Annotated in this window: 26 protein-coding genes and 1 tRNA gene; 20 read left to right on the top strand and 7 right to left on the bottom strand. The window is 71.4% G+C overall.

Annotated features, from left to right (window positions below):
* Nucleotides 1–35: 35 nt before the first annotated feature.
* The 9 genes from H0487_RS04205 to H0487_RS04165 all read left to right on the top strand — a co-directional run bounded on the left by H0487_RS04205 (nucleotide 36) and on the right by H0487_RS04165 (nucleotide 11,732).
* A complete protein-coding gene (locus tag H0487_RS04205; protein WP_183092976.1) occupies nucleotides 36–4,199 on the top strand; it encodes an outer membrane protein assembly factor BamB family protein in 4,164 nt (1,387 codons plus the stop codon).
* Nucleotides 4,200–4,231: 32 nt separating this feature from the next.
* Nucleotides 4,232–5,314: a prephenate dehydrogenase gene (locus H0487_RS04200; RefSeq protein ID WP_183092975.1), complete on the top strand. Its 1,083-nt coding sequence runs from the start codon at nucleotides 4,232–4,234 to the stop codon at nucleotides 5,312–5,314.
* Between the two features lie 47 nt (nucleotides 5,315–5,361).
* The gene (gene cmk, locus H0487_RS04195; protein ID WP_246382951.1) at nucleotides 5,362–6,021 is read left to right on the top strand and encodes a (d)CMP kinase; all 660 of its coding nucleotides are present in this window, start codon (nucleotides 5,362–5,364) and stop codon (nucleotides 6,019–6,021) included.
* On the top strand, nucleotides 6,018–6,743 hold the full coding sequence (locus H0487_RS04190; RefSeq protein WP_183092973.1) for a lysophospholipid acyltransferase family protein: 726 nt from the start codon (nucleotides 6,018–6,020) through the stop codon (nucleotides 6,741–6,743). Before cmk ends, H0487_RS04190 begins: the two co-directional genes overlap by 4 nt.
* Nucleotides 6,736–8,112 carry a ribosome biogenesis GTPase Der gene (der, locus tag H0487_RS04185; protein ID WP_183092972.1) on the top strand — a complete coding sequence of 459 codons (1,377 nt, stop codon included), beginning with the start codon at nucleotides 6,736–6,738 and terminating at the stop codon, nucleotides 8,110–8,112. Before H0487_RS04190 ends, der begins: the two co-directional genes overlap by 8 nt.
* A gap of 79 nt (nucleotides 8,113–8,191) precedes the next feature.
* A complete protein-coding gene (gene imuA', locus H0487_RS04180; RefSeq protein ID WP_183092971.1) occupies nucleotides 8,192–8,770 on the top strand; it encodes a DnaE2-dependent mutagenesis accessory factor ImuA' in 579 nt (192 codons plus the stop codon).
* Entirely contained in the window at nucleotides 8,767–10,410 is a 1,644-nt protein-coding gene (locus H0487_RS04175; protein ID WP_183092970.1) for a DNA polymerase Y family protein, read from the top strand. The genes imuA' and H0487_RS04175 overlap by 4 nt, the downstream gene beginning before the upstream one ends.
* A 71-nt stretch (nucleotides 10,411–10,481) precedes the next feature.
* Nucleotides 10,482–10,838, top strand: a complete 357-nt coding sequence (locus H0487_RS04170; protein ID WP_183092969.1) for a hypothetical protein — start codon at nucleotides 10,482–10,484, stop codon at nucleotides 10,836–10,838.
* A gap of 51 nt (nucleotides 10,839–10,889) precedes the next feature.
* Complete coding sequence (locus H0487_RS04165) at nucleotides 10,890–11,732, top strand: LLM class flavin-dependent oxidoreductase (protein ID WP_312855812.1); 843 nt, start codon at nucleotides 10,890–10,892, stop codon at nucleotides 11,730–11,732.
* A gap of 4 nt (nucleotides 11,733–11,736) precedes the next feature.
* Here the strand turns inward: H0487_RS04165 and H0487_RS04160 are convergent, their stop codons facing one another.
* Complete coding sequence (locus tag H0487_RS04160) at nucleotides 11,737–11,991, bottom strand: hypothetical protein (RefSeq protein WP_183092968.1); 255 nt, start codon at nucleotides 11,989–11,991, stop codon at nucleotides 11,737–11,739.
* A 107-nt stretch (nucleotides 11,992–12,098) separates the two neighbouring features.
* Between H0487_RS04160 and H0487_RS04155 the strand changes: the two genes are divergently transcribed.
* On the top strand, nucleotides 12,099–15,422 hold the full coding sequence (locus H0487_RS04155) for an error-prone DNA polymerase (protein ID WP_183092967.1): 3,324 nt from the start codon (nucleotides 12,099–12,101) through the stop codon (nucleotides 15,420–15,422).
* Here H0487_RS04155 and H0487_RS04150 read toward each other — a convergent pair.
* The 3 genes from H0487_RS04150 to H0487_RS04140 all read right to left on the bottom strand — a co-directional run bounded on the left by H0487_RS04150 (nucleotide 15,405) and on the right by H0487_RS04140 (nucleotide 18,806).
* Nucleotides 15,405–15,890, bottom strand: coding sequence for a hypothetical protein (locus tag H0487_RS04150; RefSeq protein ID WP_183092966.1), 486 nt, complete (start codon nucleotides 15,888–15,890; stop codon nucleotides 15,405–15,407). The genes H0487_RS04155 and H0487_RS04150 overlap by 18 nt on opposite strands.
* Before the next feature lie 88 nt (nucleotides 15,891–15,978).
* Nucleotides 15,979–17,079 (bottom strand): response regulator, encoded by a 1,101-nt coding sequence (locus H0487_RS04145; protein WP_183092965.1) that lies wholly within the window; start codon nucleotides 17,077–17,079, stop codon nucleotides 15,979–15,981.
* A gap of 50 nt (nucleotides 17,080–17,129) precedes the next feature.
* Nucleotides 17,130–18,806, bottom strand: coding sequence for a sensor histidine kinase (locus tag H0487_RS04140; RefSeq protein ID WP_183092964.1), 1,677 nt, complete (start codon nucleotides 18,804–18,806; stop codon nucleotides 17,130–17,132).
* Nucleotides 18,807–19,004: 198 nt separating this feature from the next.
* Here H0487_RS04140 and H0487_RS04135 point away from each other — a divergent pair.
* Nucleotides 19,005–19,078: transfer RNA gene (locus H0487_RS04135), tRNA-Pro, on the top strand.
* A 123-nt stretch (nucleotides 19,079–19,201) separates the two neighbouring features.
* On the opposite strand, the gene H0487_RS24175 is transcribed toward H0487_RS04135, so the two are convergent.
* Both H0487_RS24175 and H0487_RS04125 read right to left on the bottom strand, forming a co-directional pair.
* Nucleotides 19,202–20,329: a site-specific integrase gene (locus H0487_RS24175; protein ID WP_183092963.1), complete on the bottom strand. Its 1,128-nt coding sequence runs from the start codon at nucleotides 20,327–20,329 to the stop codon at nucleotides 19,202–19,204.
* 113 nt (nucleotides 20,330–20,442) lie between these two features.
* Nucleotides 20,443–20,595, bottom strand: coding sequence for a hypothetical protein (locus tag H0487_RS04125; protein ID WP_183092962.1), 153 nt, complete (start codon nucleotides 20,593–20,595; stop codon nucleotides 20,443–20,445).
* A gap of 470 nt (nucleotides 20,596–21,065) precedes the next feature.
* On the opposite strand from H0487_RS04125, the gene H0487_RS04120 reads away from it, so the two are divergent.
* The 8 genes from H0487_RS04120 (at nucleotide 21,066) to H0487_RS04085 (ending at nucleotide 25,057) form a co-directional block, all read left to right on the top strand.
* The gene (locus H0487_RS04120) at nucleotides 21,066–21,308 is read left to right on the top strand and encodes a helix-turn-helix domain-containing protein (protein WP_220793063.1); all 243 of its coding nucleotides are present in this window, start codon (nucleotides 21,066–21,068) and stop codon (nucleotides 21,306–21,308) included.
* Entirely contained in the window at nucleotides 21,305–21,565 is a 261-nt protein-coding gene (locus H0487_RS04115) for a hypothetical protein (RefSeq protein ID WP_183092961.1), read from the top strand. Before H0487_RS04120 ends, H0487_RS04115 begins: the two co-directional genes overlap by 4 nt.
* Nucleotides 21,566–21,573: 8 nt before the next feature.
* On the top strand, nucleotides 21,574–22,806 hold the full coding sequence (locus H0487_RS04110) for an AAA family ATPase (protein WP_183092960.1): 1,233 nt from the start codon (nucleotides 21,574–21,576) through the stop codon (nucleotides 22,804–22,806).
* On the top strand, nucleotides 22,803–22,961 hold the full coding sequence (locus H0487_RS04105; protein WP_183092959.1) for a hypothetical protein: 159 nt from the start codon (nucleotides 22,803–22,805) through the stop codon (nucleotides 22,959–22,961). Before H0487_RS04110 ends, H0487_RS04105 begins: the two co-directional genes overlap by 4 nt.
* Complete coding sequence (locus H0487_RS04100; RefSeq protein WP_183092958.1) at nucleotides 22,958–23,299, top strand: hypothetical protein; 342 nt, start codon at nucleotides 22,958–22,960, stop codon at nucleotides 23,297–23,299. The genes H0487_RS04105 and H0487_RS04100 overlap by 4 nt, the downstream gene beginning before the upstream one ends.
* A gap of 107 nt (nucleotides 23,300–23,406) precedes the next feature.
* Nucleotides 23,407–24,426 carry a hypothetical protein gene (locus H0487_RS04095; RefSeq protein ID WP_183092957.1) on the top strand — a complete coding sequence of 340 codons (1,020 nt, stop codon included), beginning with the start codon at nucleotides 23,407–23,409 and terminating at the stop codon, nucleotides 24,424–24,426.
* A gap of 83 nt (nucleotides 24,427–24,509) precedes the next feature.
* Nucleotides 24,510–24,845, top strand: coding sequence for a hypothetical protein (locus H0487_RS04090; protein ID WP_183092956.1), 336 nt, complete (start codon nucleotides 24,510–24,512; stop codon nucleotides 24,843–24,845).
* Nucleotides 24,842–25,057: a hypothetical protein gene (locus H0487_RS04085; RefSeq protein ID WP_183092955.1), complete on the top strand. Its 216-nt coding sequence runs from the start codon at nucleotides 24,842–24,844 to the stop codon at nucleotides 25,055–25,057. Before H0487_RS04090 ends, H0487_RS04085 begins: the two co-directional genes overlap by 4 nt.
* A gap of 65 nt (nucleotides 25,058–25,122) precedes the next feature.
* On the opposite strand, the gene H0487_RS04080 is transcribed toward H0487_RS04085, so the two are convergent.
* On the bottom strand, nucleotides 25,123–25,431 hold the full coding sequence (locus H0487_RS04080) for a hypothetical protein (protein WP_183092954.1): 309 nt from the start codon (nucleotides 25,429–25,431) through the stop codon (nucleotides 25,123–25,125).
* 18 nt (nucleotides 25,432–25,449) lie between these two features.
* On the opposite strand from H0487_RS04080, the gene H0487_RS04075 reads away from it, so the two are divergent.
* Nucleotides 25,450–25,905 (top strand): hypothetical protein, encoded by a 456-nt coding sequence (locus H0487_RS04075; protein ID WP_183092953.1) that lies wholly within the window; start codon nucleotides 25,450–25,452, stop codon nucleotides 25,903–25,905.
* Nucleotides 25,906–25,919 lie beyond the last annotated feature (14 nt).

Raw genomic sequence — 25,919 nt, 5'->3', positions numbered from 1 at the left:
AACGGCGGCTCTGATCGGGCTTTAACTTTCCCCGCATGACTGATCGGTACACGTCGGGGGGCGCGTGCCGACGATCGGGGGTTCTGGCCCTGATCCTCCTCTGCGCCCTCGTCCCTCAGCTCGCTTCCGCAGCCCCGGTCCACCGCGACCTCCGGGCAGGGACAGCCGGCTCGTTGACGCTGACGCCCGCGACGGTGATTGCGGGGGAGTCGGTGAAGGCGACTGGCGCTGTGCCGCCGAAGCTCGCGCGCCCGGTGCGTCTTGAGCGCAAGAGCGGCGACACGTGGACCGTGGTGACCAGGAGCAAGAGCGTGAAGGGCGCGTTCTCCTTCACCTTCGCTGCGCCGGCGACGACCACGAAGTACCGCGTCCACGCGCCGAGGACGACCGTCAACGGACGAGTGCTCGCCGACGTCGTGACGCCGGTGAAGACGCTGACCGTCGCCGCGCAGTCGGCCACGCTGACCATGCCCGCGTCGGCGGTGACCGGGAGCCAGGTCGCGGCGACGGCGACGTTCTCGCCCGTCCGCGCAGCCCGACCGGTGACGATCGAGCGTCGTGACGGCACCACCTGGACCGCGGTCGCGACCGGCGTCCAGGACGCCACGGGCAAGCTCACCGCCAACGTCCCGGTCGGCGCCACGGCAGGGACGAAGGTCTTCCGGGCACGCACCGAGGCCGCCAACGGAGCCGCGGCGACGACGAGCGCGACCCGCTCGGTCGTCGTCAGCGCGCCGCCGGACACCACGCCGCCGGGCGCCGTGCGCTCCGTGAGCGTCACCTTCACCACTCGGACCTCGATCGACCTGAGCTGGATCGACCCGACCGACACGGACCTCGACGGCGTGATGGTCCGCCGGATCCAGGGCACGACCCCGCCGACGCTGACCTCCGGCGTCCTGGTGGCCGACGTCCCCGCGTTCACCGAGTTCGTCGTCGACGACGGGCTGGTCGCCGGCACCACCTACAGCTACGCGCTCTTCGCTCACGACGAGGTGCCGAACTACGCCGCCGCGGCGACGGTGCAGGGGACGACGGAGGACCCGCCCGACACCACGCCGCCGGGCCTGGTCACCGGTGTCACGACGTCGGACCTGGCCCACGACCACGTGACCTTGAGCTGGACCAACCCCGGCGACGCCGACTTCGAGGGCGTCATGGTGCGACGTGCGGCCGGCACGACACCGCCGACCAAGGGAGGGGGAGTCCTCGTCGGCACGTCCGTCGGTGCGGAGACGTCGATGGAGGACTACGGGCTGGCCCCCAGCAAGACCTATACCTATGCGCTGTTCACCATGGACGAGGTGCCCAACTACTCGGCGGGCGTCGCGACGACGGTCACCACCCCCCGCGACGACACCGAGCCCCCCGGTCCCGTGACGGACCTCCGGTCCACCTCGGCCACGGCAACCGGGATCAGCCTGGCTTGGACCAACCCCACCGACACCGACTTCGCCGGCATCGAGGTTCGGCGCCTGAAGGGTGCGGTCGCGCCGATCGACCGGACCGAGGGCACCCTCGTCACGACCACCGGACCGAGCGCCACGACCTTCAGCGACTCCGGCCTGGCGTCGGCGTCGACGTACTCCTACGCCTTCTTCCCGTTCGACGACCTCGGGAACTACGCCTTCTACCCCGACATGGTCAGCGCGGTGACGGACTCCGCAGGTGCGTCGACGACGGCCGACTGGGTGCAGCCGCGGTTCGGGCCAGAGCACCGCAGCTGGTCGGCGCAGGAGACGACGATCCGTCCCTCCACGATCGCCTCGCTCCAGCAGGAGTGGAGCACGACGGACGGTGCAGGCTTGCCGGCCATCGCCGGGACCACGCTCTACGTCAGTGCCTACACCTCGCGTGGCTCCGAGCTGGCGGCCTACGACATCCGTGACTCCTCGAAGCTGTGGAGCGTCCCCACGCCGGACTGCGGGGTGGCCCCGATGGTCACTGCGACGCTGGTGATCCTGGTGTGCGGGTCGGTCAAGGCCTACGCACGTGGTGGAAGCCATCAGCTCGTGTGGGACACCGGCGTGGCCGAGGCGAACCAGTTCTTCCAGTCAGGCCTCGTCGCGGGCGAGACCGTCGTCGTGTGGACCGCCGACCGCGTGGCGGCGTTCCGGCTCAGCGACGGCGAGCAGCTCTGGCAGCAGCTGCTGCCGTCCGGCACCACCTCGATCACCGACGTCGCGGTGTCGGGCACCCGGGTCGTGGTCGGCTACGACACCCGGCTCCGTGCCCTGTCGTCGACCACCGGCGCGCAGCTGTGGACCCAGCCCGGGTCGGCGTACTCGCTGGCGATCGCCGATGGCTGGATCTACGTCAACAACGACGGTTCGCTGCGACGTTTCGCCCTCGACACCGGGGCTCCCGGTTGGACCGTCACCCCGGAGCTCGGGATCAGGAGCGTCCAGGCGGTCGATGCCAACACCGTCTACGTCTGGAGCGCGGAGTTCACCGAGCTGGGGCTCGAGCAGTCCTACCTGCGCGCGATGCGCACGACGGACGGTGGTGAGAAGTGGTCGGTCGGCGTGCCGGCCCGGGTCGGCGGGGTGGCCGTGACCGGAGCGCTGGTGTGGGTGAAGTCGACCAGAACGTTCGCCGACGGGCGCGCTACCGACCTGATCGCGCTCAACCGCAATGACGGTGGGCAGATGCGCAGCATCCACTTCGACGCCAACATGTCGCTCGTGGCCGACGACATCGCCTTCGGTGCCGGCAAGGTCGTCGCCGTGCACGGGTCCTCGCCCGAGAATCCGGACACGGCGCGGATGCGGGTCTACGGGCTCCAGGGATCGATCCCGGAGATCGCCACCCGCGTGCTGCCCCTGGGGCGGGCCGGGACGCCGTACTCCGCCTCGCTGGCGGTGACCGCGGACACGACCGACCCGGTGACGTGGTCGGTCGTCGGCGGAGCGCTCCCGGCCGGGATGTCGCTCGCCCCGGACGGGACCCTGAGCGGAACGCCGAGCTCTGCGGTCAGGGCGGAGGTCACGATCCGCGCGACGAGCAGCAACGGGCGGACCCGCCAGCGGACCTATCCCCTGCACGTGGTTCCGGCGACGTCGGCCCACGACTGGACGACCGGCGGTTCGGCGGAGGCCCGCAACCCCTTCGTGCCTGGCACCGGCGCGCTCGACATCACGCTGAGCCCCGGTTTCTCGTCGCGGTGGAGCACCGCCGCGGTCGGGGACGGATCGGCCGCCTACCAGACCAACGTGGTGGTCAAGGGCACCCGGTTCTACACGGTCGCCGGATCAGGGGTGATGCGCGCCTACGACATCACCGGCACGACGGCCAACCGGGCGCCGCTCTGGTCGACGGCAGCGCCGGGCATCGACGACCTTCCGGACCCGAACAACTACTTCAAGGGCTCCATCGCGATGGGGACCACGGCCATCGTGGGCGTCGACCAGTTCGGGCGACTGCACGCCGTCCGGATCAGTGACGGACTGCTGCTGTGGTCGAGCCCGCCCAGCGACCCGGCGTACACGACGCCGTTCGTGACCGGCGGGACGGTGGTCGTCCGGGACCAGTCCGACGGGCGGCTGCACGCGTTCGCCGTCGCCGACGGCGCACCGCGCTGGGTCGGTACCGGCACCGACCTGACCGGCTGGAACGAGCTCTCCGCCGCCGGCGGCCGGATCTACGGGATCGCGGACTGCGTGGTCTATGCCCTGTCGCCGTCGACCGGCGCTGTCCTCTGGGACACCGAGATGCTCACGTCCGCGGCTGACTGCGCCAACTTCCCGTCGACCGCACCCATCGTCGACGGTGGCCGGATCTATGCCAGCGAGGGCGGCAGCAAGCTGATCGCCGACGCCGCCACGGGCGCGGCCCAGGTCCGGTTCCGCTCGAGCGACTTCGGAGGCATGGCCGGGGTCGTCGTCGGTGGCCTGTGGATCTACGGTGACTTCGACGGGAAGATCGTCGCGGTCGACGCCGTCAGCGGTGCCGTCGTGTGGCGCCGCGACATCCCGAGCGAGTTCTCCTCAGGGATTTCCTTCGCGGCCACCGGGGACCTCCTCATCGCGTCGAACAGCACCACGTTGCTCGGCATCGACCGGCTGACCGGCGAGACCGTCTGGGCGGGCGGCACCGTCAGCTCGGGGATCGGCGACATCACTCGGGAGACGCTCGCCATCGGGGGGAACCGGATCCTCGTCCCGACAACCACAGGTGTGCGCGCCTACGGTCCGCTCTGACCGAGGGGACCGCGACCGGTAGCCTGCCCGGCGTGTCTGATCTCCTCTCCGGTCCGGTCGAGGTCGTCGGTGCCGGCCTGATCGGCACGTCGATCGCGCTGGCCTGCCGTCGCGCGGGCGTCGACGTGGTGCTCACCGACACCTCGGCCGAGCACGTGCTGACGGCGACGGCGCTCGGAGCGGGTCGGGCCAAGGTCCCGGCGGACGTGCCGTCGCTGGTCGTCGTCGCGGTCCCGCCCGACCACCTCGGTGCGGCGATCGCCGCAGCCCTCGACGCCTCGCTGGAGGCAGGGGGTGAGGACACCGTCGTGACCGACGTCGGCAGTGTGAAGGCAGCGCCGCTGGCGGCGTTGTCCGGCCACCCGGCCGTCGCGCGGTACGTCGGGAGCCACCCGATGGCGGGCAGCGAGCGGTCCGGTCCGCTGGCCGCGTCCGCCGACCTGTTCAGCGGCCGGCCCTGGGCGATCTGCCGGCACGACCGTGCGGCCGCGAACGCCGTACGACGGGTGGCTGCGCTCGTCGAGGCGTGCGGCGCCGTCGCGGTGATGCTGACGCCCGACGAGCACGACCGGGCCGTCGCGCGCACGTCCCACGTCCCGCACCTGATGTCCTCGCTGGTGGCCGGCACCCTCGCCGGTGCCGCGCCGGAGCACCTCGCGCTCACCGGGCAGGGCGTTCGCGACGTCACCCGGGTCGCCGGGGGAGACCCGGCGCTCTACAGCCAGATCATCAGCGGCAACAGCCAGGCGGTCGCCGGCCTGCTGCGCGAGGTGCGCGACCGGCTCGACCTGGCCCTCGAGGCCGTCAGTGCCGGCGACCGTGGCGGGTTGGAGTCCCTGCTCGCCCACGGCTTGGCCGGGACCCGGGCGATCCCGGGCAAGCACGGCGGGCCGGTCCAGGTCGTCGCCGCCGTCAACGTGGCCGTCCCCGACCACCCGGGGGAGCTGGCCCGGCTGTTCGCCGACGTCGGCGAGAGCGGCGTCAACATCGAGGACGTCCGGATCGACCACGATCCCGGTCGCGCGGTGGGGCTGGTCGAGCTCGACGTCGCCGAGGCCAAGGCGGAGGGCCTGATGTCCGCTCTGGAATCCAAGGGATGGGTGACTCACCGGTAGGATGGTGGCCTGTGAATGCAGGTGAACTGAGCTCCACCCTGGGCTCCTTGGTCGTAGCCGTCGACGGGACGTCCGGCTCCGGCAAGTCGAGCACCTGCCGGCTGGTCGCCGAGCGGCTCGGGCTGCGTTATCTCGACACCGGCGCGATGTACCGCGCCGTCGCCTGGTGGATGTTGCAGCACGACGTCAACATCTATGACGTCGACGAGGTCGCCGCGCGGGCCCACGAGCCGCTGCTCGAGTCAGGGACCGACCCGCTCCGCCCGACGATCACGCTCGACGGCGTCGACGTCTCCGTCGAGATCCGCTCCGAGGCGGTCAACGCCGCGGTGTCGCCGGTGAGCACGGTGCCCGCGGTCCGGGCCCGCCTCGTCGACCTCCAGCGCGCCACCATCGGCGAGGGCGGCATCGTCGTCGAGGGCCGTGACATCGGCTCGGTCGTGTGGCCCGACGCGGGACTCAAGATCTACCTGACCGCTGACCCCGCAGCGCGGGCGCGGCGCCGTGCCGCCGAGGCAGGCACCCACGACGTCGCCGCTACCCAGGAGTCGCTGCTCAACCGCGACCGGATCGACTCCGCGCGCACGGTCGCACCGCTGGTGATGCCCGACGGCGCGGTCCACGTCGACTCGACCCACCTGAGCCTCGACGAGGTCGTCGACGTCGTCGTCGGCCTCGCGACCGCGCCGGCGGACGTCGCGCCATGACGCGTGCGTCCGCTCACCTCGAGCGGCCGCGCAGTGACGTCGTCCCGCACCCGCGCCGCTGGCTGCTCCGCTCAGCGCGTCCGCTCGCCCGGTGGATCATCCGGCGACGGTACGACGTGGTCGTGCACCACGCTGAGCGCTTCCCCGCGCAGGGCGCGGTCGTCGTCGCCGGCAACCACGTCGGCCTCATCGACGGCCCGCTGATGGCGATCTTCGCGCCGCGACCCGTCCACGCCCTCACCAAGATCGAGATGTTCAAGGGGGCGTTCGGGTCGTTCCTGCGGACGGCGGGGCAGATCCCGCTCGACCGTGGCGTCGCCGATACCCACGCGGTCCGGCTCAGCCTCCACGTGCTGCGCGAGGGCGGCGCGGTGGGCGTCTTCCCCGAGGGCACTCGCGGCGACGGTGAGCTCGACCGGTTCCAGCGTGGCGCCGCCTACCTCGCCACGGTGGCCGGGGCGACCGTCGTACCGATGACCTTCATCGGGAGCCGCGAGCCCGGTGGCCACACGAATTCGCTGCCACCGCGGAAGGCCCGCATCGACATCGTTGTCGGATCACCGGTGACGATCGCCCCGACGCCCTGGCCACGCGACCGGAGCAGCCTGGCGGCGATCTCCGACGATCTCCACCAGCACATGCTGACCGGGCTGAAGGAGGCGCTGGCCGAGACCGGCCGCGCCCTGCCCGGACCCCTACCTCCAGGAGAGACCCATGACTGAGCACGACCCCACGGACGAGGCCGGCGCACCGGGCGAGGTCGACGTCGCTGTCGGTCCGGTGCCGGTGCTCGCCGTCGTCGGTCGCCCCAACGTGGGCAAGTCCACCCTCGTCAACCGGATCCTCGGCCGCCGCGAGGCCGTCGTCGAGGACATCCCCGGCGTGACCCGCGACCGCGTCTCCTACGACGCGGAGTGGAACGGCCGGGCCTTCACGGTGGTCGACACCGGTGGCTGGGACCCCGACGCCCGAGGACTGGCCGAGCGGATCGCGGCGCAGGCCGAGATCGCGGTGACGCTGGCCGACGCGACCCTCTTCGTCGTCGACGCGACGGTCGGTATCACCGACGCCGACGAGGAGGTCGTGAAGATCCTGCGGCGGTCCGGCAAGCCGGTCGTGCTCGCGGCCAACAAGGTCGACGACGAGCGCGCCGAGGCCGAGGCCTACGGGCTGTGGAACCTCGGGCTCGGCGAGCCGTTCGCCGTCTCCGCGCTGCACGGCCGCGGCTCCGGTGACCTGCTCGACCGGATCCTCGCGATCCTCCCGGAGCCGCCGCCGGTGACGGAGAGGGCGTACGGCGGTCCGCGCCGGATCGCGATCGTCGGCCGGCCCAACGTCGGCAAGTCCTCGCTGCTCAACAAGCTCGCGGGGGAGGAGCGGGTCGTCGTCGACAACGTCGCCGGCACCACCGTGGACCCCGTCGACGAGCTGGTCGAGCTCGGTGGCCGGCAGTGGCGGTTCGTGGACACCGCGGGCATCCGCAAGCGGGTCAAGGAGGCATCGGGGCACGAGTACTACGCCTGGCTGCGTACCTCCACCGCCATCGAGCGTGCGGAGGTCTGTGTCCTGGTCCTGGACGGCCAGGAGTCGATCGCCGAGCAGGACATGCGGATCCTCCAGGCGGTGCGCGAGTCCGGTCGTGCGCTGGTCATCGCGTTCAACAAGTGGGACCTCGTCGACGACGAGCGCCGCTACTACCTCGACCGCGAGATCGAGCGCGACCTGGTCCAGGTGCAGTGGGCGCCGCGGATCAACATCACCGCTCGGACCGGGTGGCACATCGACCGGCTGGTCCCGGCGCTCGACAAGGCGATCGAGGGGTGGGAGACGCGCGTCGGCACGGGTGCGCTCAACGCGTTCCTGGGACGCCTGGTGGCCGAGCACCCGCACCCGGTCCGCAGCGGCAAGCAGCCGAAGGTGCTCTTCGGCACCCAGGCGAGCTCCGCTCCGCCGACGTTCGTCCTCTTCACGTCCGGCAAGCTGGACGCGGGCTACGAGCGCTACATCGAGCGCCGTCTGCGCGAGGAGTTCGGCTTCGTCGGTACGCCGATCGAGCTCCAGGTGCGGCCACGCGAGAAGCGCAAGCGCTGACCGTCCGTTCCTGACGGTCCGGTGCTGCCGGGAGGGAACCGACCTTGCATTGTTCGAACAAATGTTCGAACATGGAGGGATGAGTGCCCAGGTCGTCGAGCAGTTGCAGCGGCGCATCGAGTCGCTCCAGGGCGGCCCGACCCGGCTGACGGTGCCGGTGCACCCCGCGATCGACGGGCTGGTGCAGCTGCGCACCGGCACCAGCTATGCCGTCGACTCCGCGAGCCTCGCCCTCGCCCTGGCCGCAGGGGCGTCGCGGGCGGGTGAGTGGGTCGGGTTCGCCGGCTGGGGGGACTTCGGCGCCGAGGCTGCCAGCCAGTGGGGCATCGACCTGCGCCGGACCGTCCTGGTGCCTGAGCCGGGTGACCTCTGGCTCGAGGTCGCGGCTGCGCTCGTCGACGTGCTCAAGGTCGTGGTCCTCAAGCCGACCACTCAGGTCGACCCGAAGTCAGCCTCGGTCCTCGACGCACGGCTCCGTGCCCGCTCCTCCGTCCTCGTCGTGTGGGGGGACTGGCCGCGGGTGGAGGCGAGCCTCAGCGCCGAGCAGACGGCCTGGACCGGCCCGGACCGTGGCCGCGGCCGGCTCGACCGACGTGAGGTGCGGGTCGCCGTACGACGCGGCGGCCGCCTGTCTGCGCACGACGTCGCGTTCCCATGAGGGTGCTCGTCGCCTGGTGCCCCGACTGGTCGGTCGTCGCCGGGTTGTTCGAGCAGGCAGAGACGGGCGCCGCGCAGGTGCCCACCCACGACCAGCCGGCAGCGGTCCTCAGCAACAACGTGGTGGAGGTCTGCAACGAGGCCGCCCGTGCCGAGGGCGTCCGTCGTGGCCAGCGTCGGCGCGACGCGCAGTCACGCTGTCCCGAGCTCGTGCTGCTGCCCGCCAACCCGGACCGGGACGCGCGCTACTTCGAGCCGGTGCTGGCCACGGTCGAGGAGCTACGCCCCGGCGTCGCGCCGATCCGTCCCGGCCTGATGGCCGTCCCGGCGCCCGGTCGCTACTTCGGCGGCGAGGCTCATGCCGCGGCGCTGGTCGCCCAGCACCTCGTCGAGGCCGGGGTGTGGGACTGCCGGATGGGGGTCGCCGACGACCTCTTCACCGCCGAGCAGGCCGCGCGCCAGGCGCTCGTCCAGGACTGCGTGGTGGTGCCGAGCGGCACGTCCGCGACCTTCCTGCGCGACCTGCCGGTGCGGGTGCTGGCCGACCTCGTCGACGCGGGGGAGGAGGGCCGTGAGCTGGCGGACCTGCTGCGCCGACTGGGACTGCGGACCCTCGGCGACTTCGCCGGGCTCTCGGCGGCGGAGGTCACCAACCGGTTCGGGGCCTTCGGGCGGAGCGTGTGGTCGCGGACCCAGGGTGCGGCGCCCACGGCACTGGGGTCGCGGACACCTCCGCCCGAGCTGGCGTGCGAGGTCGCCTTCGAGCCGCCACTGGAGAACGCCGAGGCGGTCTGCTTCAGCGTCCGCACCACCGCGGAGCGGTTCGTCCGCAGCCTGGCCGACCGTCAGCTGGTCGCCGTCGGCGTACGGATCGAGGCGGAGTCCGACGGTGTCGTCACCTCGGCGCGGACCTGGCTGCACCCGCGGTGCTTCACCTCGCGCGACCTCGTCGACCGGGTCCACTGGCAGCTCCAGGCGGGGACGGCCGGGTCGGGGCTGCGCAGCCGCCGCGACTCCGGCGAGGTGTCCGCGCCGATCGAACGGGTCCGGTTCCTGCCCGACACCGTCGAGTCGGCCGCCGACCACGCGGACGGGCTGTGGGGCGGCGGAGCCGACGAGCAGGTGACCCGCGGGGTGGCGCGGGTCCAGGCGATGATCGGTTTCGACGCGGTCCGAACTCCGGTCCTCCAAGGGGGGCGCGGCATCGCCGACCGGCAGGCGAGCATCCCGTGGGGAGAGCGGCCGGTGGGTCTGCGGCCGCTCGACCGGCCGTGGCCCGGCCGGATCCCCGGTCCGGCACCGGCGCGGGTCTTCGCCACGCCGCTCCCCGCCGACGTCGTCGACGAGGGCGGGCGGACGGTCGCGGTGACCGAGCGTGGCGTGGTGACCGGCGAGCCGTGGCGGTTCCTCGTCGCCGCCGCCCCCGACCCGCTGGGCGGAGCCGTGCGCCGATGGACTCCGGTGTCGTCCTGGGCCGGCCCGTGGCCCGTCGACGACGCCTGGTGGCTGACAGACCCCGGGGCGGGTTCGGATCCTCTGCCCGGCAGGTCCGCCCGGTTCCAGGTCGTGGGCGTCGACGGCCGGGCCTGGCTCCTCGTCTGGCGGGCCACTGGCTGGGCCGTCGAGGCCGCCTACGACTGAGTCCCCGGCGCCACCTCGGCACCTGTCGGGGGCTCTCGACGGACGGGTGTTCCGGGTCTAGCGTGCGAACCATGGACCCGCTCACCAAGAACCTCCGGGCGCTCCAGGGCGCGCTCGAGCACAGCCTGACGATCCAGCGGACCCGGGTCCAGGAGATCGTCGACGACCTCGTCTCCCGCGGCACCCTCAGTCGCGCCGAGGCCGACGGCCTGCTCTCCCAGCTGATGTCGAGCAGCAAGGACTACTCCCAGGCCCTCCTCCAGGTCCTCGACTCGGTGAGCACCGAGGCGCGTGCGCGGATCGGCGGGGGTGTCGCTCCGGTCATGGCCACGGCCAGCAAGGCCGCCGGTCGGATCGTCGACACCGTGCGCCAGGTCCCCGGCGTGCCGCGCAAGCCGCAGGCGCCCAAGGCCGAGCCGCCGCACTAGCCCGGGGCGTCGGGGGAGCGGTCAGCACGGAGCGGCCTGCACAATGGCGGCGTGAACCTCCACGTCGTCCTCTGGCCGATCCACGACTGGCCGGTCATGGCCGAGACCTGGAAGCGGGCGGAGGAGCTCGGCTTCGTCGGGGGCTGGCTCTACGACCACCTCGCCTGGCGCGGACACACGCCGTGGGACGACGCCTACGCGAGCCTCGCCGCCGCCGCGACCGTCACCCAGCGGATCCGGCTGGGCACCTTGGTCACCACCGCCAACTTCCGGACGCCGGTCCCGACCGCGTCGGCGGCGCGCACGATCGACCGGATCTCGGCCGGCCGGCTGACCCTCGGGATCGGCGCCGGTGGCGACTCGCCCACCTCCGACGGCGACGTCCTCGACCGTGACTGGACGCCGCGCGAGCGTGCCGATCGTTTCGAGGAGTGGGTGACCCAGCTCGACGCCCTGCTGACCCGCGCGCCGGCGTCGATGGCGGGGGAGCACTGGTCGGCGCGGGCCGTCTCGATCGCGCCCGGCCTGGTGCAGCAGCCCCCGCCGTTCTGGATCGCGGGCAACGGCCCCCGCGGCCTGCGGCTGGCCGCGCGGTTCGGACAGGGCTGGATCGCCAACCCCGGCGAGGAGGCGCCGTACGACGACACCCGACGGCGGCTCGACGGCCTCGCGGAGGCCTGTGCGGCTGTCGGGCGTGACGCCGCGACGATGCCCAAGCTGCTGCTCACGGGCTTCACCGCTGAGCCGTGGCTCGCCTCGGTCGACGCCTTCGACGACCTGGCCGGACGCTACGGCGAGCTCGGCATCACCGACATCGCGATCCACTGGCCGCGGCCCGGCACCGAGTGGGACGCCGATCCGTCGGTCTTCGAGGAGATCGCCTCGCGCGCCTGAGCGCTCAGGCCGGCTCGCTCTCAGCCTCCGAGGCCTCGCCCTCGCCCTTCGTCGCCTCTGTCCCGGTGTCCTCGCCCTCGACGGTCCCCGCGGGGAGCGCGTCGTCGGTGGCCGGGTTCTTCGAGGGGTCGAGGTCGTGGGGAACCCGGGTGTAGGGACCCTCCCCGCCGACTCCGGGGACGGCGTGGGCGCCGCCGGGCGGAGGCGCCGGCGGCTCAGCGGTGGGCTCGGGCCGGTGCGGCTGGTCCTGCTCGGTCACGGTTCCTCCTCGGGTGGGCCCCTGCGGCCCCCACGAGGTATCCCGTCCGGCGCAGTTCATTCATCGAGTCCACTTCCTGCTCGAACAAGTGTTCGATAGACTCAGGCATGGGCTGGAACAACCCGCCGGTCCCGTGGCGGGAGATCGAGCGGCGGCTGTCGGGACGTACGCCGGGCGTCGAGGACGCTCCCGTGTCGCGCCGCAAGCGGCCCACGATCGACGTGCACGACCTCGCGGAGGTCGTCCGACCGGAGACGGTGACGCCCTATGCCGAGCTCCACTGCCACAGCCACTTCAGCTTCCTCGACGGCGCCAGCTCACCGGTCGACCTGGTCACCGAGGCGGCCAGGCTCGGGCTCACCGGTCTCGCGATCACCGACCACGACAACTTCGCGGGGGCACCGCTCTTCGCCGAGGCCAGCTCCGCCTACGGCGTCCCGAGCATCTACGGCGCCGAGCTCTCCCTCGGTCTGCGCGGACCGCAGAACGGCGTCCCCGACCCCGAGGGCCGCCACCTGTTGGTGCTGGCCCGCGGAGTCGAGGGCTATCACCGGCTGGCGGCCGCGATGACCGAGGCGCACCTGCGCGGGGACGAGAAGGGGCGGCCGGCCTACGACCTCGACGAGCTGAGCGAGCTCGGACGCGACCACTGGCTGGTCCTCACCGGCTGCCGCAAGGGCTGGCGCACCCCGGAGGCGGTCGACGAGCTGGTCGCCCGCTTCGGCCGCGACAACGTCGTCGTCGAGCTGTCGGGGCACGGCAAGCCAGGCGACGACGAGGTCAACGACCGGCTCGCGGCCCTCGCCCGGGCCAAGACGCTGCCGGTCGTCGCCACCGGCAACGTCCACTACGCCGTACCGGCGAAGCAGCGTCTGGGCGCGGCGATGGCAGCCATCCGGGCCCGGCGCAGCATCGCCGAGCTCGACGGCTGGCTCGACCTGTCCGGGTCGGCCCACCTGCGCAGCGGGGCGGAGATGGAGCGGATCTACGGCCGCTACGACAGTGCGGTGAGCCGGAGCGTCGTCCTCGCCCAGGAGCTCGCCTTCGACCTGCACAAGGCCTCCCCGCGGCTGCCCAAGCAGGGCATCCCCGAGGGGGAGACGCCCGGGTCGTGGCTGCGCACGCTCGTGGAGCGCGGCTTCGAGCAGCGCTATGCCCGGCTCCCGCACGCTCGCGAGGCGCGCGACCGCGTCGAGGCCGAGCTCGAGGTCATCCTGCGCAAGGACTTCGCCGGCTACTTCGTGATCGTCCACGACATCGTGGCGTTCGCCCGCCGTCAGGGGATCCTCTGCCAGGGGCGGGGGTCGGCGGCGAGCTCGGCGGTCTGCTTCGCGCTCGGGATCACCGCGATCGACTCGGTCTTCTACCGGCTCCCGTTCGAGCGGTTCATCTCCGAGCACCGCGAGGAGGAGCCGGACATCGACGTCGACTTCGACTCCGACCGCCGTGAGGAGGTCATCCAGTGGGTCTACGACACCTACGGCCGGCGCAACGCCGCGCAGGTGTGCAACATCGTCAGCTATCGCCCGCGGATGGCGGTGCGTGATGCCGCCAAGGCGCTCGGCTACTCCTCCGGGCAGCAGGACGCCTGGTCGAAGTCGGTCGACGGCTGGTCGAGCGCGGTGGAGGCAGCGACCGAGGGTGGGTCGACGATCCCGGCGCCGGTGGTCGGCCTCGCCGAGGAGCTGCTCTCTGCGCCGCGCCACCTCGGCATCCACTCCGGCGGCATGGTCCTCACCGAGCGTCCCATCGGCGAGGTCTGCCCGATCGAGCGGGCGCGGATGCCCGGCCGCACCGTCCTGCAGTGGGACAAGGACGGCTGCGAGTCGATGGGCCTGGTGAAGTTCGACCTGCTCGGGCTCGGCATGCTCGGCGCCCTCGACCACATGATCCGGCTCATCGCCGAGCACCTCGACACGCAGTGGGCCCTCGAGACCATCCCCAAGGAGGAGCCCGAGGTCTACGACATGCTCGGCCGGGCCGACTCGATCGGGGTCTTCCAGGTCGAGAGCCGCGCCCAGATCGGCACCCTGCCGCGCCTCAAGCCCCGCAGCTTCTACGACCTGGCGATCGAGATCGCGCTCATCCGTCCCGGACCGATCCAGGGCGGTGCGGTCCATCCCTACATCCGGCGAGCGACCGGCAAGGAGCCGGTCGTGTTCGACCACCCGTCCCTCGAGCCGGTCCTCGGGCGCACCCTCGGCGTCCCGCTCTTCCAGGAGCAGCTGATGGCGATGGCGGTCGCACTCGGCGACTGCACCCGCGACGACGCCGACCTGCTGCGCCGGGCGATGGGCTCCAAGCGCGGCGTCGAGCGGATCGAGAAGGTCAAGGCCAAGCTCTATGCCGGGATGGCGCGCAAGGGCATCACGGGTGACCAGGCCGACGGGATCTACGTGAAGATCCTGTCCTTCGCCAACTTCGGCTTCGCCGAGTCCCACGCGCTCAGCTTCGCGCTGCTCGTCTATGCGTCGTCGTGGTTCAAGCTGCACTACCCCGCCGTGTTCCTCGCCGGGCTGCTGCGCAACCAGCCGATGGGCTTCTACTCCCCGCAGTCGCTGGTGGCCGATGCCCGCAGGCACGGGGTCACCGTGCTCCGGCCCGACATCGCGCTCTCCGGGGCCCAGGCAGGGATGGAGCCCCGTGAGCCCGACGGCACCGGCAGTGTGGGCAGCGCTGGCGCCCCCACCACCCTGCGGTACGACGCCGGGCTGGCGGTCCGGCTCGGGCTCGACTCCGTCCGGAGCATCGGTTCCGAGGTCGCCGCGCGGATCGTGGCCGAGCGCGAGCAGGCGCCGTACGCCGACATCACCGACCTGTCCCGCCGCGCCGGCCTGACCTCCGGGCAGCTCGAGGCGCTCGCCACGGCCGGCGCGTTCGACGGGTTCGGCCTCGACCGTCGGCAGGCACTGTGGATGTCGGGCTACGCCGAGTCCGACGCCCAGCTGCCGGGCACGACGCCCGCGCCACCCCCGCCGACGCTGCCGGGGATGAGCGAGGAGGAGCTCACCCTCGCCGACCTGTGGGCGACCAAGATCTCGCCGGAGCGGCACCCGGTCGAGCACCTGCGCGCCGACCTCGACGCTGCGGGGATCCTGCCGATCGAGGAGCTGTGGCGGACCGAGGCGGACCGGCGGGTCACCGTGGCCGGGCTCATCACCCACCGTCAGCGACCGGGGACGGCGATGGGCATCACCTTCCTCAACCTGGAGGACGAGACCGGGATGCTCAACGTTATCTGCTCGGTCGGGGTGATGCGCGCCCACCGCCAGGCGGCCCGCAACCGGGTCGCGGTCATCATCCGCGGCAAGCTGGAGCGCAGCGAGGGCGTGGTCAACCTGGTGGCCGACCGCGTCCAGCCGCTCGACGTGCTGGTGCCGGGCTCGGGAGCGGCGCTCCAGGCCCGGCAGTCGTCACGAGACTTCCGCTGAGGGCGTGTCGTCGTCCGGCGCGTCGAGCCGGTCGCAGGAGAAGTCCTCGCAGCTCACCAGCCAGGCGCCGTCGACCCGTTGGAGCTCGTAGGTCGTCTCGATGTTGACGTAGGCAGAACCGACCACGGCGGTGGCGACGTCACCTTCGACCACGATGTCGGAGACGAGCACGTCGTCCTCGTCGTACTGGGGCTGGGACCAGAACGACATGTGCTCCTCGCACGCCTCCTCGACGGTGTCGGCGGCGAACGCCTTCTCCAGGAGGTAGTCGTCGGTGAGCAGCGCGCAGCTGGGGTCGAAGAAGCTCGCGACCAGCGCGTCCTGCACGGCCGTCTGGTCCGGCGTCAGGGTCGACTCGGCCGACGCGTCGTCGTCCTTGTCCGCGCCGCCGTCCCCCTGGTCGCCCCCGTCGTCACCGCACGCAGCGAGGAGGAAGGACAGCAGGACCAGGGCGAGGACGCGCGTCATGGCAGGAAGTGAAGCGCGCCCTCGTCAGCGATGCACGTCCAACCGCGGTGATTTCATCCCTCAGGACGACCGAACCGGGCGATCGCGGTCAGCTGGCGCGCTCCGACATGACCGCTTCGACGAGGCCGACCACGTCCATGCCGACACCCTTCTCGACGAAGCGGGCCGCGCCGGCGGCGAGCACCCGGTCGGCCATCAGGCCCGTGGCGAAGCCGGACACGACGATGACCTGGGCCTCGGGGGAACGCTCCCGCAGGGTCGGCAGTGCCTGGAGGCCGTCGAGCTTGGGCATCGCCAGGTCGAGGACGATGACGTCAGGGTTCAGCTCACCGGCCATGGTGACCGCCTCCTGGCCGTCGGTCGCCTCGCCGACGACGTTGAAGCCCGCCCGCTCGAGCTGGAAACGCATCAGCTCCCGGAGGTCGTGGTAGTCGTCGGCGAGCAGCACCTTGATCTTCTCGTGCTCCGCGTTCGTCCCGCTGGCCGGCACCGTCGCCGGCGTCGACCGGACCATGCTGCCCGCCTCGGGGGAGTCGTCGGCCCGGTCGAGCAGCAGGTCGCCCATCATCCCGCGGGCCGCGCGCATCGTCCGGTCCAGGTACGACGCCACGGCCTCCAGGTCGCCGAGCTGGAGCGAGAGCACGGCTGCGCCGATGCCCTGCACGACGTTGTCGTTGATCTCGAAGGCGTGCCGGCGGCGGACCTGCCACTCGCGGAGGCTGGCGGCGAGCTCCTCGCTGGCCGCCTCGGCCCGGACCCGGTCGGTGATGTCGACGCAGGTGCCGCGCATCCGGATCGGCGTACCGTCCTCGTCGGTGACCACGGCACCATTGGTCGCGAGGTGGCGGACGTCTCCGTCGGGGCGCACGATGCGCTCGATGATGTTCCAGCTGCCGCCGGTCTCGTAGACCTGCTTGTGCATCGCCACCACCGCGTCGCGGTCGTCGGGGTGCACCATCGACAGGAACCGCTCGTAGGAGGCGTTGAAGGCCTGCGGCTCGAAGCCGTAGATCCGGTAGAGCTGGTCGGACCACGAGTTGGTGTCGCTCTTGATGTGCCAGTCGTAGTCGCCCATGTTGGCCAGCTGCTGGGCGTTGGCGACCCGGGCTCGGAGGTCCTCGAGCTCCTGTCGCGTGGACTCCAGCTCGGCGCGGAGCCGTGCAGTCTCGGTCTCGCTGTGATCGGTCATCGTGTGCTCCAGGGGTGGTCGGGCGGGTCAGGCAGGGGGTCAGCAGCTGGTCAGGCGGTGGTCAGGCGGTCGGCCGCCGGGGGGTCGGCGGGGTCCGCGGCGGCCAGGGGGACGGCTGCGGCGGGAAGGGGGGCGCGTGCCGGCGGGAGGTCGAGCTCGAAGACCGAACCGGGTCCGTCGGACCGGGTGAGGGCGCGCATGCTGCCACCGTGGCGCTCGACGATCCGACGGCAGGTGCTCAGGCCGAGCCCGGTGCCCGGATAGCCCTCGTCGTGCGCGCGGCGGAACGGCTCGAAGATCCACTCGTGGGCACCGTCCGGGATGCCGATGCCGTTGTCGGTCACCCGGATCACCACCCGGTCGCCGTCGTGGTGGGACGACACGGTGATCTCCGGGAGCTGGCCCGGGCGGATGTACTTGAGCGCGTTGGCGACCAGGTTGTCGAACAGCTGTCGGAGCAGGACCGGGTCGCCGGTGACGGAGCGCACGCCGAAGGTGCGGATGAGCCCGACCGCGTCGTACTCCATGGCCACGTCGGCGACCAGCGCCGGCAGGTCCACGACCGCATGGGTGGGGGCGCGGTCGCGCGCGGCGGCGTCGGCGAGGAGGTCGTCGACGAGGGCCCGCATCCGGGCGGTGGCCCGCTCGATGCCGGCGAGCATGGTGCTGGCGCCGGTCGGGGCTGGGATCGGTCCGGCGGCGAGGGTCTCGGACAGCTCGGTGGTCCAGGACTCCACGACCGAGAGCGGGTTGCGAAGGTCGTGGGCGGCCCGCCGGGCGAACGTGAGCAGCTCCTGGCTCTGCTCCCGTTCCTGGGCGAGCAGGTGTGCCTGGAGCTCGGTCCGCGCCTCCTTGGCGGCGGCGAGGAAGAGGCCGATGACGAGGGTCATCGCGATGAAGAGCTGGGCGAGCAGGATGCCGGTCCGAGTGCCGCCGATGTCGCTGAACGGGCCGTGCTGCTGCGACGTCAGCCAGAGCACGCCCATGCCTCCGGCGAGGGCGTGGGCGGCCACGGCCAGCGGCGTGAAGCGGCTTCCGGCCCAGACCGCGACGGCGGGCATCAGGAACGTGACGGGCAGCAGGGTGAGGTAGTCACAGAGGACCAGGAGCGCGGTCGCCGTGAAGAGGAGCGCCAGCTCGATCCGCCCGCCGGTGGCGGTCTCCGGTGCGCGGCCACGTCGGATCCGGTCGACGATGAGCAGGGCGGTGCTGCCGACGGCGAGCATCCCGCAGACGTCGCGCCCCCACCAGACCGCGAGGCCGTCGAGCGGGACGTCGCGACCGGCCGCCCAGAGACCGATCGCGCCGGCACCGACCCCGGCCGTCGCGCCGGCGAGCGCGGCGAGGAGGAACCCGAACATCGCGGCGGGGGAGCAGGTGGGGGGCCTGCCGGTCCGCCCCGTCCCGGGACACCACTCGTGGAGCGCCGCCACCGTGGCGAGCACGGCGACCAGGTTGGCGCCGCCGAGGATCGCGACCTCCATCGGGGAGAGGCCGACGATCGCGATGACGGCCGCGCCGAGGATCGCGAGGAGCGGGACGTCGTACCACCACTCCTTGCGGGTGGGTCGGGTCACGAGCCAGACGACGGCGAGGCCCGCTGCGGGCCACACGAGCGCCAGCCGGTCGCTGTCGACGACGCTGGCCCTGCCGATGACACCGGCGAGCAGGTACGCCGCGAAGAAGCCGGCCCGCCAGCCGACCGCCCCACCCACTCGCGCGCGCATGTCGTCCCCTGTCTCCCCTCGGGAAACGTACGGCGGCGACGCCCCCGCCGTGGGCCGATCGGAGCAGGTCCGAGCGATCGACCAACGGGGCTAGTTCCAACGGGCTAGTCGCCGCGCCAAGGGGACCGGATTCGGGCTGCCGCAGGCCCCTGCGGTAGTGTTCCCCCCGCTTCGGACGGCGATCCCGGACGAAGCTTTCGGGCTGTGGCGCAGCTTGGTAGCGCACTTGACTGGGGGTCAAGGGGTCGCAGGTTCAAATCCTGTCAGCCCGACCGAACGACCAGCGGAGTTTCCGCAGGTCAGAGCGGCTGTGAGGCCCCGCCGGAGCACTACCCGGCGGGGCCTCACTTCGTTGCCTCTCACAGATCTCTCACACCGTGCACGAGCAGCGGGCACTACTCCGCTGCTGCCGCCCGTCCGAGAGCCGTCGCCGCCGAGAGGATCCCGGAGGATCCGGAGTGCGGCAGGTACGTCGCGAGGTGGACGTCCACGGTGTGCCCGAGCAGGGCAGCAGCGTCCGCTGGGGTCACCCCGAGCGAGTGCAGCCAGAACGCCAGCGAGTGCCGCACCGAGTGGAGCGTGATCTCCGGCAGGCCCTTGGACTTGCACAGCCGTCGGAACCGGTCGGAGTAGACCTCGGGGCGGAGCGGGGTGCCGAGAGCGTCAACGACCACGAGGCCGGTGTCCGACCACGCGGAGCCCGCCGCGAGACGGTCACGAGCCTGCCGCGCGCTCAACGAGCGGAGCAGAGTGACCGTCCCCGGCCAGATCACCTCAACGGGCACGGAGCGGCGTCGTGAGGCGCTCTTGGGGTCATCGGTGACCGTCGTCCGGTCGACCGCCACGCGGCCCTGGGAGACGGTGACGATCCCGTTCTCCAGGTCCACATCAGACCACCGCAACCCGAGCACGTCGGCGCGGGTCAGACCGCAGGCAGTGAGCCGCCACGGTGCTGCCAGCGGGTCGTGGTCGGCCTCGCTGACGAACCGGACCAAGTCGGCGGGCTGCCAGTGCTCCAGGTCGGTGCCGACGACCGTGCGAACCCGAGGCTTCCGGGCGAGCCGGACGACGTTCGTTGAGATCGTGCCCTCCCGCATCGCCAGGTCGAGCACCTGAGCCAACGCCACCAGCGCGGCACGTACGGAGCGCGGCCCGAGGCCCTGACCACGGGCTCCTCCCTCTTGTCCGAGCCAGCCGATCAGGTCCTCGACGTCGGTGACGGTGAGGTCCTGCACGCGGCGGTCTCCGAGGTGGCGGAGTGCCGGTGCCAACTGGCCCCGGTAGCCCACGCGGGTGACCTCTCGGACATCGCGGCGGGACTCGACCCACCGAGCGGACAACTGCGCCACGGTCTCAGCTGACGGCGGCACGTAGGTGCCGGTGGAGATCCCGGCGCGGATCTGGGTTACGAAGTCCCGGGCCTCTCCGAGCGTCCGGAACGTTCGGGTGATCTGCCGCCGTTTGGCTCCGGGTGGTGCGACGTCGAGCACGGCCCGGTAGCGGGGGCCGCTGTCGGTGCTCACGAGCCGGATCGGCTCGCCCTCTCTCGGTTGACTGACTCTCGGCATCTTCTGTCTCCTCTCGCGTGATGTTGCGGTTGTGTGTCCAGCCGCCCGGGTGGCGGTGGGGTCGATTCCTAATCGAGCAGGCCGCGCTCGCGGCCCCGCTTGATGTAGCGGTCGGCGGTGCGTGTGCTGATGTTGAGGCGGTCGCAGACTTCAGCCCGTGGCGGTCGCCCGGCCTCGCGGGCGAGTCGGTAGATCTCGGCGACTTGCTCGACGCTGGTCACCGCGCGGCTGTCGATTGTGGATGGGGTTCGGCGTGCCGCTGCTGCGATCGCTTGCTGCACTCCGGGCCGTGTGTCCAGGTGTCCTCGGGCGAGCGCGAGGGTCGCCAACTCTGTCGCCGGGAACCCCCGGAGTCTCGCGCTGGTGATCGGGGTCTGTGTGGGTCCGTCGACGGGGTCGAGGCGGAGTCCGATCATTCGGGGTTGCCCGTCGACTACGGCTGCCCGGACCGAGATGCGAAACCCCTCCCATCCAGGCAAGTCGGTCACGCCGAGCCATCCGAGACCCGGGTGGTCGTCGGGCTCGTTGAGTGAACCCCTGAACCTTGGTGGCATCGCCTCTCCAATCTCCTGTGTGTGCGACCGTTCTCATATGGCGCGTTGCCAACCTAGCGCACGCCACACCACGAACGCGACACTGCATGGGACAGAACATCTCCAGCCGGGACGAACCGGAGGAAGGGCGTCGAATGATGAGCGCGACCAAGCCCACCGTCACCAAGTCCCGCGCCGTCCGCCCCTCGTGGGCCGACTTCCGCAACGGTCCGCCCACCCGAGTGCTTTGGCCGGACACCGGGCGTGCCCTCGGGCTTGGTCGCTCAGCGACCTACGCCGCTGCATCGGCGGGCGAGATTCCAACGATCCGGATCGGTCGCAAGATCCTGGTTCCGGTTCCTGCACTCCTGCGGCTCCTCGGTGACGAGGGCGACCAGTGAGCGCCGTGGCGAGCCTCCTCGACCAGGTGGACCGGTTTGTGGTGCGGATCATTCAGGACGCCATCAACGAGGGCACGGCGGTCTACTGGCGGCGGCGGGCCGACCAGTTGGAGGCGGCGCAGTCGCGACCGGAAGACTTCACGGGGCTGTCGTCGGTCGAAGAGATCGCAGCGCAGGACCTCCGACTGTCGGAGCGGGCGAGGGCCTGTCGAGCGGCGGCAGAGATCGCGATCATCGGCGGGCGGTCCGGGTCGTGACACTCAAGATGGGCGACGACGAACTGGTCGAGGACGTCACCTCGACCGACGAGACCGCGATCGAATCCGAGACCCGGTCGGTGGTGAAGTTCCGCCGTCTCTCGGAGATGACGACGACGCCGACCAAGTGGCTCGCCGTTGGCAACCTCCCGGCCTCCGCTGTCGCAGTCCTTGTGGGCGACGAGGGCATCGGCAAGAGCCTGTGGTGGGTGTGGGTCGTGTCGCACCTCACCACCGGGCGGGCCTCCCCGACCATCGGTTACGCCGGGGGCGAACCGGTCGACGTGCTGGTGATCGCCACCGAGGACGGAGCCGGGGAACTGAACGACCGCCTCACCCTTGCCGGTGCTGACCGAGACCGCGTGCACGTCCTCTCCGAGGACAAGTCCACGGCGGCGACGATCACGATCAACTCCAACAGCCCCGAGGTCGAGGCCGCCGTTGAGACCCTGCGCGAGGAGGGGCGGAGAGTGGGCCTGGTCGTAGTGGACGCCTGGCTCGACACGGTGCCCGACAACCTCAACGTCCGCTCCCCGCAGGACGCACGGCGAGCACTCAAGCCGTGGTCCGCCACCGCCGAACGATTCGACGTGTGCGTGCTGCTGGTGGCGCACACGAACCGGATGGACACCGGCAACGTCCGCGACAAGTACGGCGCGACCGGCGCGCTGCGACAGAAGGCCCGGCAGACCCTCTACGCGGCCCGGTCCCCGGAGGGGACGCTGCTGGTCGGCACGGAGAAGGGCAACCACGCCGAGGCAAAGTTCGCCGTCGCCTACGAGGTGGACGTCGTGCAGGTCAGGACGGCGAGCAGCAACGACCCCGGCAAGACCGCCCGGCTCAAGGTGGTCGGCACCACGGGCTCAACAGTTCGTGACCACATCGCCGCGTGGCACACGGAGAGCAGGGAGGCAGGACGAGCCGGGCTCGGCGCGGCCATGACCAACGTGCTCGCCTACGTGAACGCACACGACGGGGTCGTGGCATCCGAGGTTGCCACGGCTCTGGAGATCGAGACCGACACCGCAGGGCGCTACCTGCGCCGCCTGCGGGACAACGGTCAGGTCGGACAGCCACACGAGCGCGGTGCCTACATCTCGAAGAGCATTCCGGACACCCAAGTGTCCGTCCCGTGTGGCTGTCCGAAGTGTCCGAAGTGTCCGGAGCTGGTTGGACAGACCGGACAGACCGGACACGTCTCAGCAACGGACGCCGAGGTGTCCGGAGCGGGGGAGCAGTGAGCAACCGACGCCGCCTCGACGCCGACCCCATCCCTGGTGGGTGCGAGGACTGCCACGCCGAGCAGGTGCTCCACGAGGAAGCGCCCGGCGTGTTGGTGCTCACCGTGATGCACGACCCGACCTGTCCATACCTGGCCAAGAGGAGCACATCGTGACTTCCGTGACGTGGGCGCTCGCTGACGCGCTCGGGATCAGCCCCGCACCTCCCAATCCTCGGTTGGCGGCGACCCTCGCGGGCTGGTGGTCCCGGCCACGGCTGATCGGCTGCCAGTCGCTCCGCAAGGACCCGACCGCGCCGTGGTTCGTGCTCGCACCCGACCCGGCAGTGATCTGCGGCGGGTGCCTGGCTGAGCGATACCCCGACGAGCGGCGGTGCCTCTACTGCCACGGCCACGTCGCCCCCGAGGAAGAGGTGGCCCTCATCTACGAAATGAAGACCGTGACCGTCGTCGCCCGCGCCCACGAGCAGTGCCACGAGAGCAACGTGGACTAGTGGACTTCCGCCCCGATACCCCGAAGCACTTTGGACCGATCCCCGTCCCTCACGAACACCTGCCCGTCACCCATCAGGGCCGGGCCGACCCACAGAAGGAGACGACCGTGCCGCGACCAAACCGGAAGCCCAAGGGGGAGACCATCCGGGCACGTGAGATCCGTGAGGGCCGCGAGGCCAACCGGCGCAAGCGCCGGGACTCGCGGATCACTCTCGCTCCGGCCACGCCACCGATCGACCCCGGCACCGGCAAGCCCTACCGGCCCATGTCGCGTGCCGAGGTCATGGCGGCGACGGAGGGCCGCGCCTGGGCGGGTGACGCCGCCGACGTGGAGACGTTCACGCCGTGCTCGCGTTGCGGTGGGCCGTGCGGGACCTCCGCGCCCTACTCCCAGCCCTGGCGGACCCACCGCGCCTGCCGGTCAGGCACCACGCTCCAGAGCCGTGTGCGGGCTGCGGTCACGGAGTTGTTGGGGTTCGAGATCGGGTTCTCCGACGCCGGATTGATCGCCAGCCAGGTCGCGGTGCCGAACTACCGCGACCTCCCCGACGCCCAGCCGCACACCGAGCCCCGACGGGCCTGGGGTCACGTCGACAAGCGCAAGTTGCGCAAGGTGGTCCAGTCGCTCCCGGCCCTCCGTGCCGACGCCGGGCTGACCCCGCACCCGTGCGAGTCCGGTCCGTGCGCCTGGTGCTCGACCCGGCTCGCGACCGGCTGGATGAATGAGGGCCACAAGTGGGCCGACGGGTCAGCTGCGCCACTCTGCGGCCTGTGCTCGGAGCAGTGGGTCAGCCGAGGTGGGTTGAGTGGACGTCTCTCGAAGACGTTCTACGAGGAGCAGCGCGCGGCGGGATGGAACGTCCTCATCGGGCGCGACCTTCCGATGGGACACGGCCCGGACCCGTCGTTCCGGCTCTACGCCGAGGTGGCACCCGCCGACCACCCCGGCACCGACGAGCCGTTCGGTTACATCGCCGCGCCCATGCGTCCGGGCACCCCTCAGTACGCCGAGCGCATCGCCAGCGAGCAGATGGAGCGGGCGACCGCGTTCGAGCAGCGGAGAGCCGAGCGGGACCGAGCCGAACGCGAGCAGGCAGCGGCCTGGGGCTACGGGGTGCCGTCGTGAGTGGGGAGATCGCGGTCTCGACGCCGGAGCCGGTGCGGAAGGTCCGTGCAGACGCGCGAGCGCGCGCCGAAAAGATCTGGGCCATGCGACTCGGGGGAGCGACCTGGCGGCAGTGTGCCGAGGTCGTCGGGCTGTCCAGCGGACAGAACGCGATGCGCGCCGTCCGGTCGGTCTACGGCGAGGTGCCAGAGATCGACCGCGAGGAGATGCGACACCTGTGGCGCGAGCGCACCGAGGTGCTGTGGCGGCAGGCCCTCAAGGACGTGCACCAGGGAAAGCAGGGCGCGATGGTCGCTGCCGTGAAGTTGGCGGGATTCGCGGCCTACCTTGACGGGCTCGGCGCACCCCAGCGGATCGACGTCGGCGTGATGCACGTCCTGGCCGACCTCGACGCACTCATGCGGGAGGAGGGGCTGTGACCGAGGATGAGCAGGTAGAGCGGTTCGTCCACCGCTGGCTGCACTTCTCCGAGCGCAAGCAAGGCTGTGAGCCCTGCATGTGCTCAGACCTGTGCTGGAACGTCCTCTACGGACCGCCTCCAATCTGGGCGAGCGACAAGGCCCAGGCAGGCGAGCCCGCCCACGACTGGTGCCCGATCCTGAACCCCGACCTACCTGACGACCGCCTCTGATCGCGTGCCTCACCGCGCACGCAGGGCGGCATTAGCGTGCCGCTGCGCGAGCACGCAGGGCGGCATTAGCGTGTGCGTTGACGACGAGCGATCAGAAGTCCGGACGCGCCAGCGGCGGCTCCGCCACTGGCGATCACGCTGGAAAGCACGAATCTGTCCCTGCTGGCCGCGAAGCAACGGTCCTCGATGTCTTCGGCGTCGTCGTGCATGCCCACGTTGTCTCGCTGCCCGAGTAGAACGGTATCGTAGGGCGCGAAGCAAACGTAGGTGCCCTCGTCCGTGTTGTCGATGGTCGGGTTGTTGAAGGCAAGCACGATGCCAACGGCCACGGCGGCCGCTCCGAGACCGAGTATGATCCAAGTGCCAAACTTCATGATCGCAGCGTAGGCGAGGTGGGTCTGGTTGTGCGCGCGGTCACGCGCACGCCGTGCGGCATTAGCGTGCGGCACCGCGCACGCCGTGCGGCAATAGCGGGCGTCTATCGTGCCGGGGTGACGCGATCGCGATTCGAAGAGTTCGAGGTGCACTTCCCTGACGGCAGCGTCGTCACCCGGTTGCCGGTGGGACTCGCCGCTGATCGCTGGTGGCTCGCGTTCGTCACCACCAACCTCCCCGAGGGCATGGCAGACGGCGAGTTCGATTGGCTCACCGATGACATGAGGGGGCACGGTCGATTCCGCGTGACCGGCATCGGTGGGCACCTGTCCCTCGTCAACGGTGGAGGCGGCGGGGACGGCAAGATCGTCGACGTCCGCATGGAGTACGAGCTCACCGGCATCACTGGCATCCGCGTCGAGTACATGCACAATGGCGCGGTCGTTGCCGATGAGGATGTCGACCTGTCCTGACCACAAACGTCGCG

The organism is Nocardioides stalactiti (genome assembly GCF_014180715.1).
Taxonomy (GTDB): Bacteria; Actinomycetota; Actinomycetes; order Propionibacteriales; family Nocardioidaceae; genus Nocardioides; species Nocardioides stalactiti.
The sequence above is the reverse complement of the archived record's forward strand: the minus strand, read 5'-3'. Positions and strand labels throughout refer to the sequence as shown.

Excerpts from the sequence above, each read along its gene's own strand:
- H0487_RS04175 (WP_183092970.1), top strand. The coding sequence starts at position 8,767 with ATGAGGGTGCTCGTCGCCTGGTGCCCCGACTGGTCGGTCGTCGCCGGG.
- H0487_RS04155 (WP_183092967.1), top strand. The coding sequence starts at position 12,099 with ATGGGCTGGAACAACCCGCCGGTCCCGTGGCGGGAGATCGAGCGGCGG.
- H0487_RS04080 (WP_183092954.1), bottom strand. The coding sequence starts at position 25,431 with ATGAAGTTTGGCACTTGGATCATACTCGGTCTCGGAGCGGCCGCCGTG.
- imuA' (WP_183092971.1), top strand. The coding sequence starts at position 8,192 with ATGAGTGCCCAGGTCGTCGAGCAGTTGCAGCGGCGCATCGAGTCGCTC.
- H0487_RS04170 (WP_183092969.1), top strand. The coding sequence starts at position 10,482 with ATGGACCCGCTCACCAAGAACCTCCGGGCGCTCCAGGGCGCGCTCGAG.
- der (WP_183092972.1), top strand. The coding sequence starts at position 6,736 with ATGACTGAGCACGACCCCACGGACGAGGCCGGCGCACCGGGCGAGGTC.
- H0487_RS04145 (WP_183092965.1), bottom strand. The coding sequence starts at position 17,079 with ATGACCGATCACAGCGAGACCGAGACTGCACGGCTCCGCGCCGAGCTG.
- H0487_RS04140 (WP_183092964.1), bottom strand. The coding sequence starts at position 18,806 with ATGCGCGCGCGAGTGGGTGGGGCGGTCGGCTGGCGGGCCGGCTTCTTC.
- H0487_RS04110 (WP_183092960.1), top strand. The coding sequence starts at position 21,574 with ATGGGCGACGACGAACTGGTCGAGGACGTCACCTCGACCGACGAGACC.
- H0487_RS04205 (WP_183092976.1), top strand. The coding sequence starts at position 36 with ATGACTGATCGGTACACGTCGGGGGGCGCGTGCCGACGATCGGGGGTT.
- H0487_RS04190 (WP_183092973.1), top strand. The coding sequence starts at position 6,018 with ATGACGCGTGCGTCCGCTCACCTCGAGCGGCCGCGCAGTGACGTCGTC.
- H0487_RS04120 (WP_220793063.1), top strand. The coding sequence starts at position 21,066 with ATGAGCGCGACCAAGCCCACCGTCACCAAGTCCCGCGCCGTCCGCCCC.
- H0487_RS04150 (WP_183092966.1), bottom strand. The coding sequence starts at position 15,890 with ATGACGCGCGTCCTCGCCCTGGTCCTGCTGTCCTTCCTCCTCGCTGCG.
- H0487_RS04090 (WP_183092956.1), top strand. The coding sequence starts at position 24,510 with ATGCGACTCGGGGGAGCGACCTGGCGGCAGTGTGCCGAGGTCGTCGGG.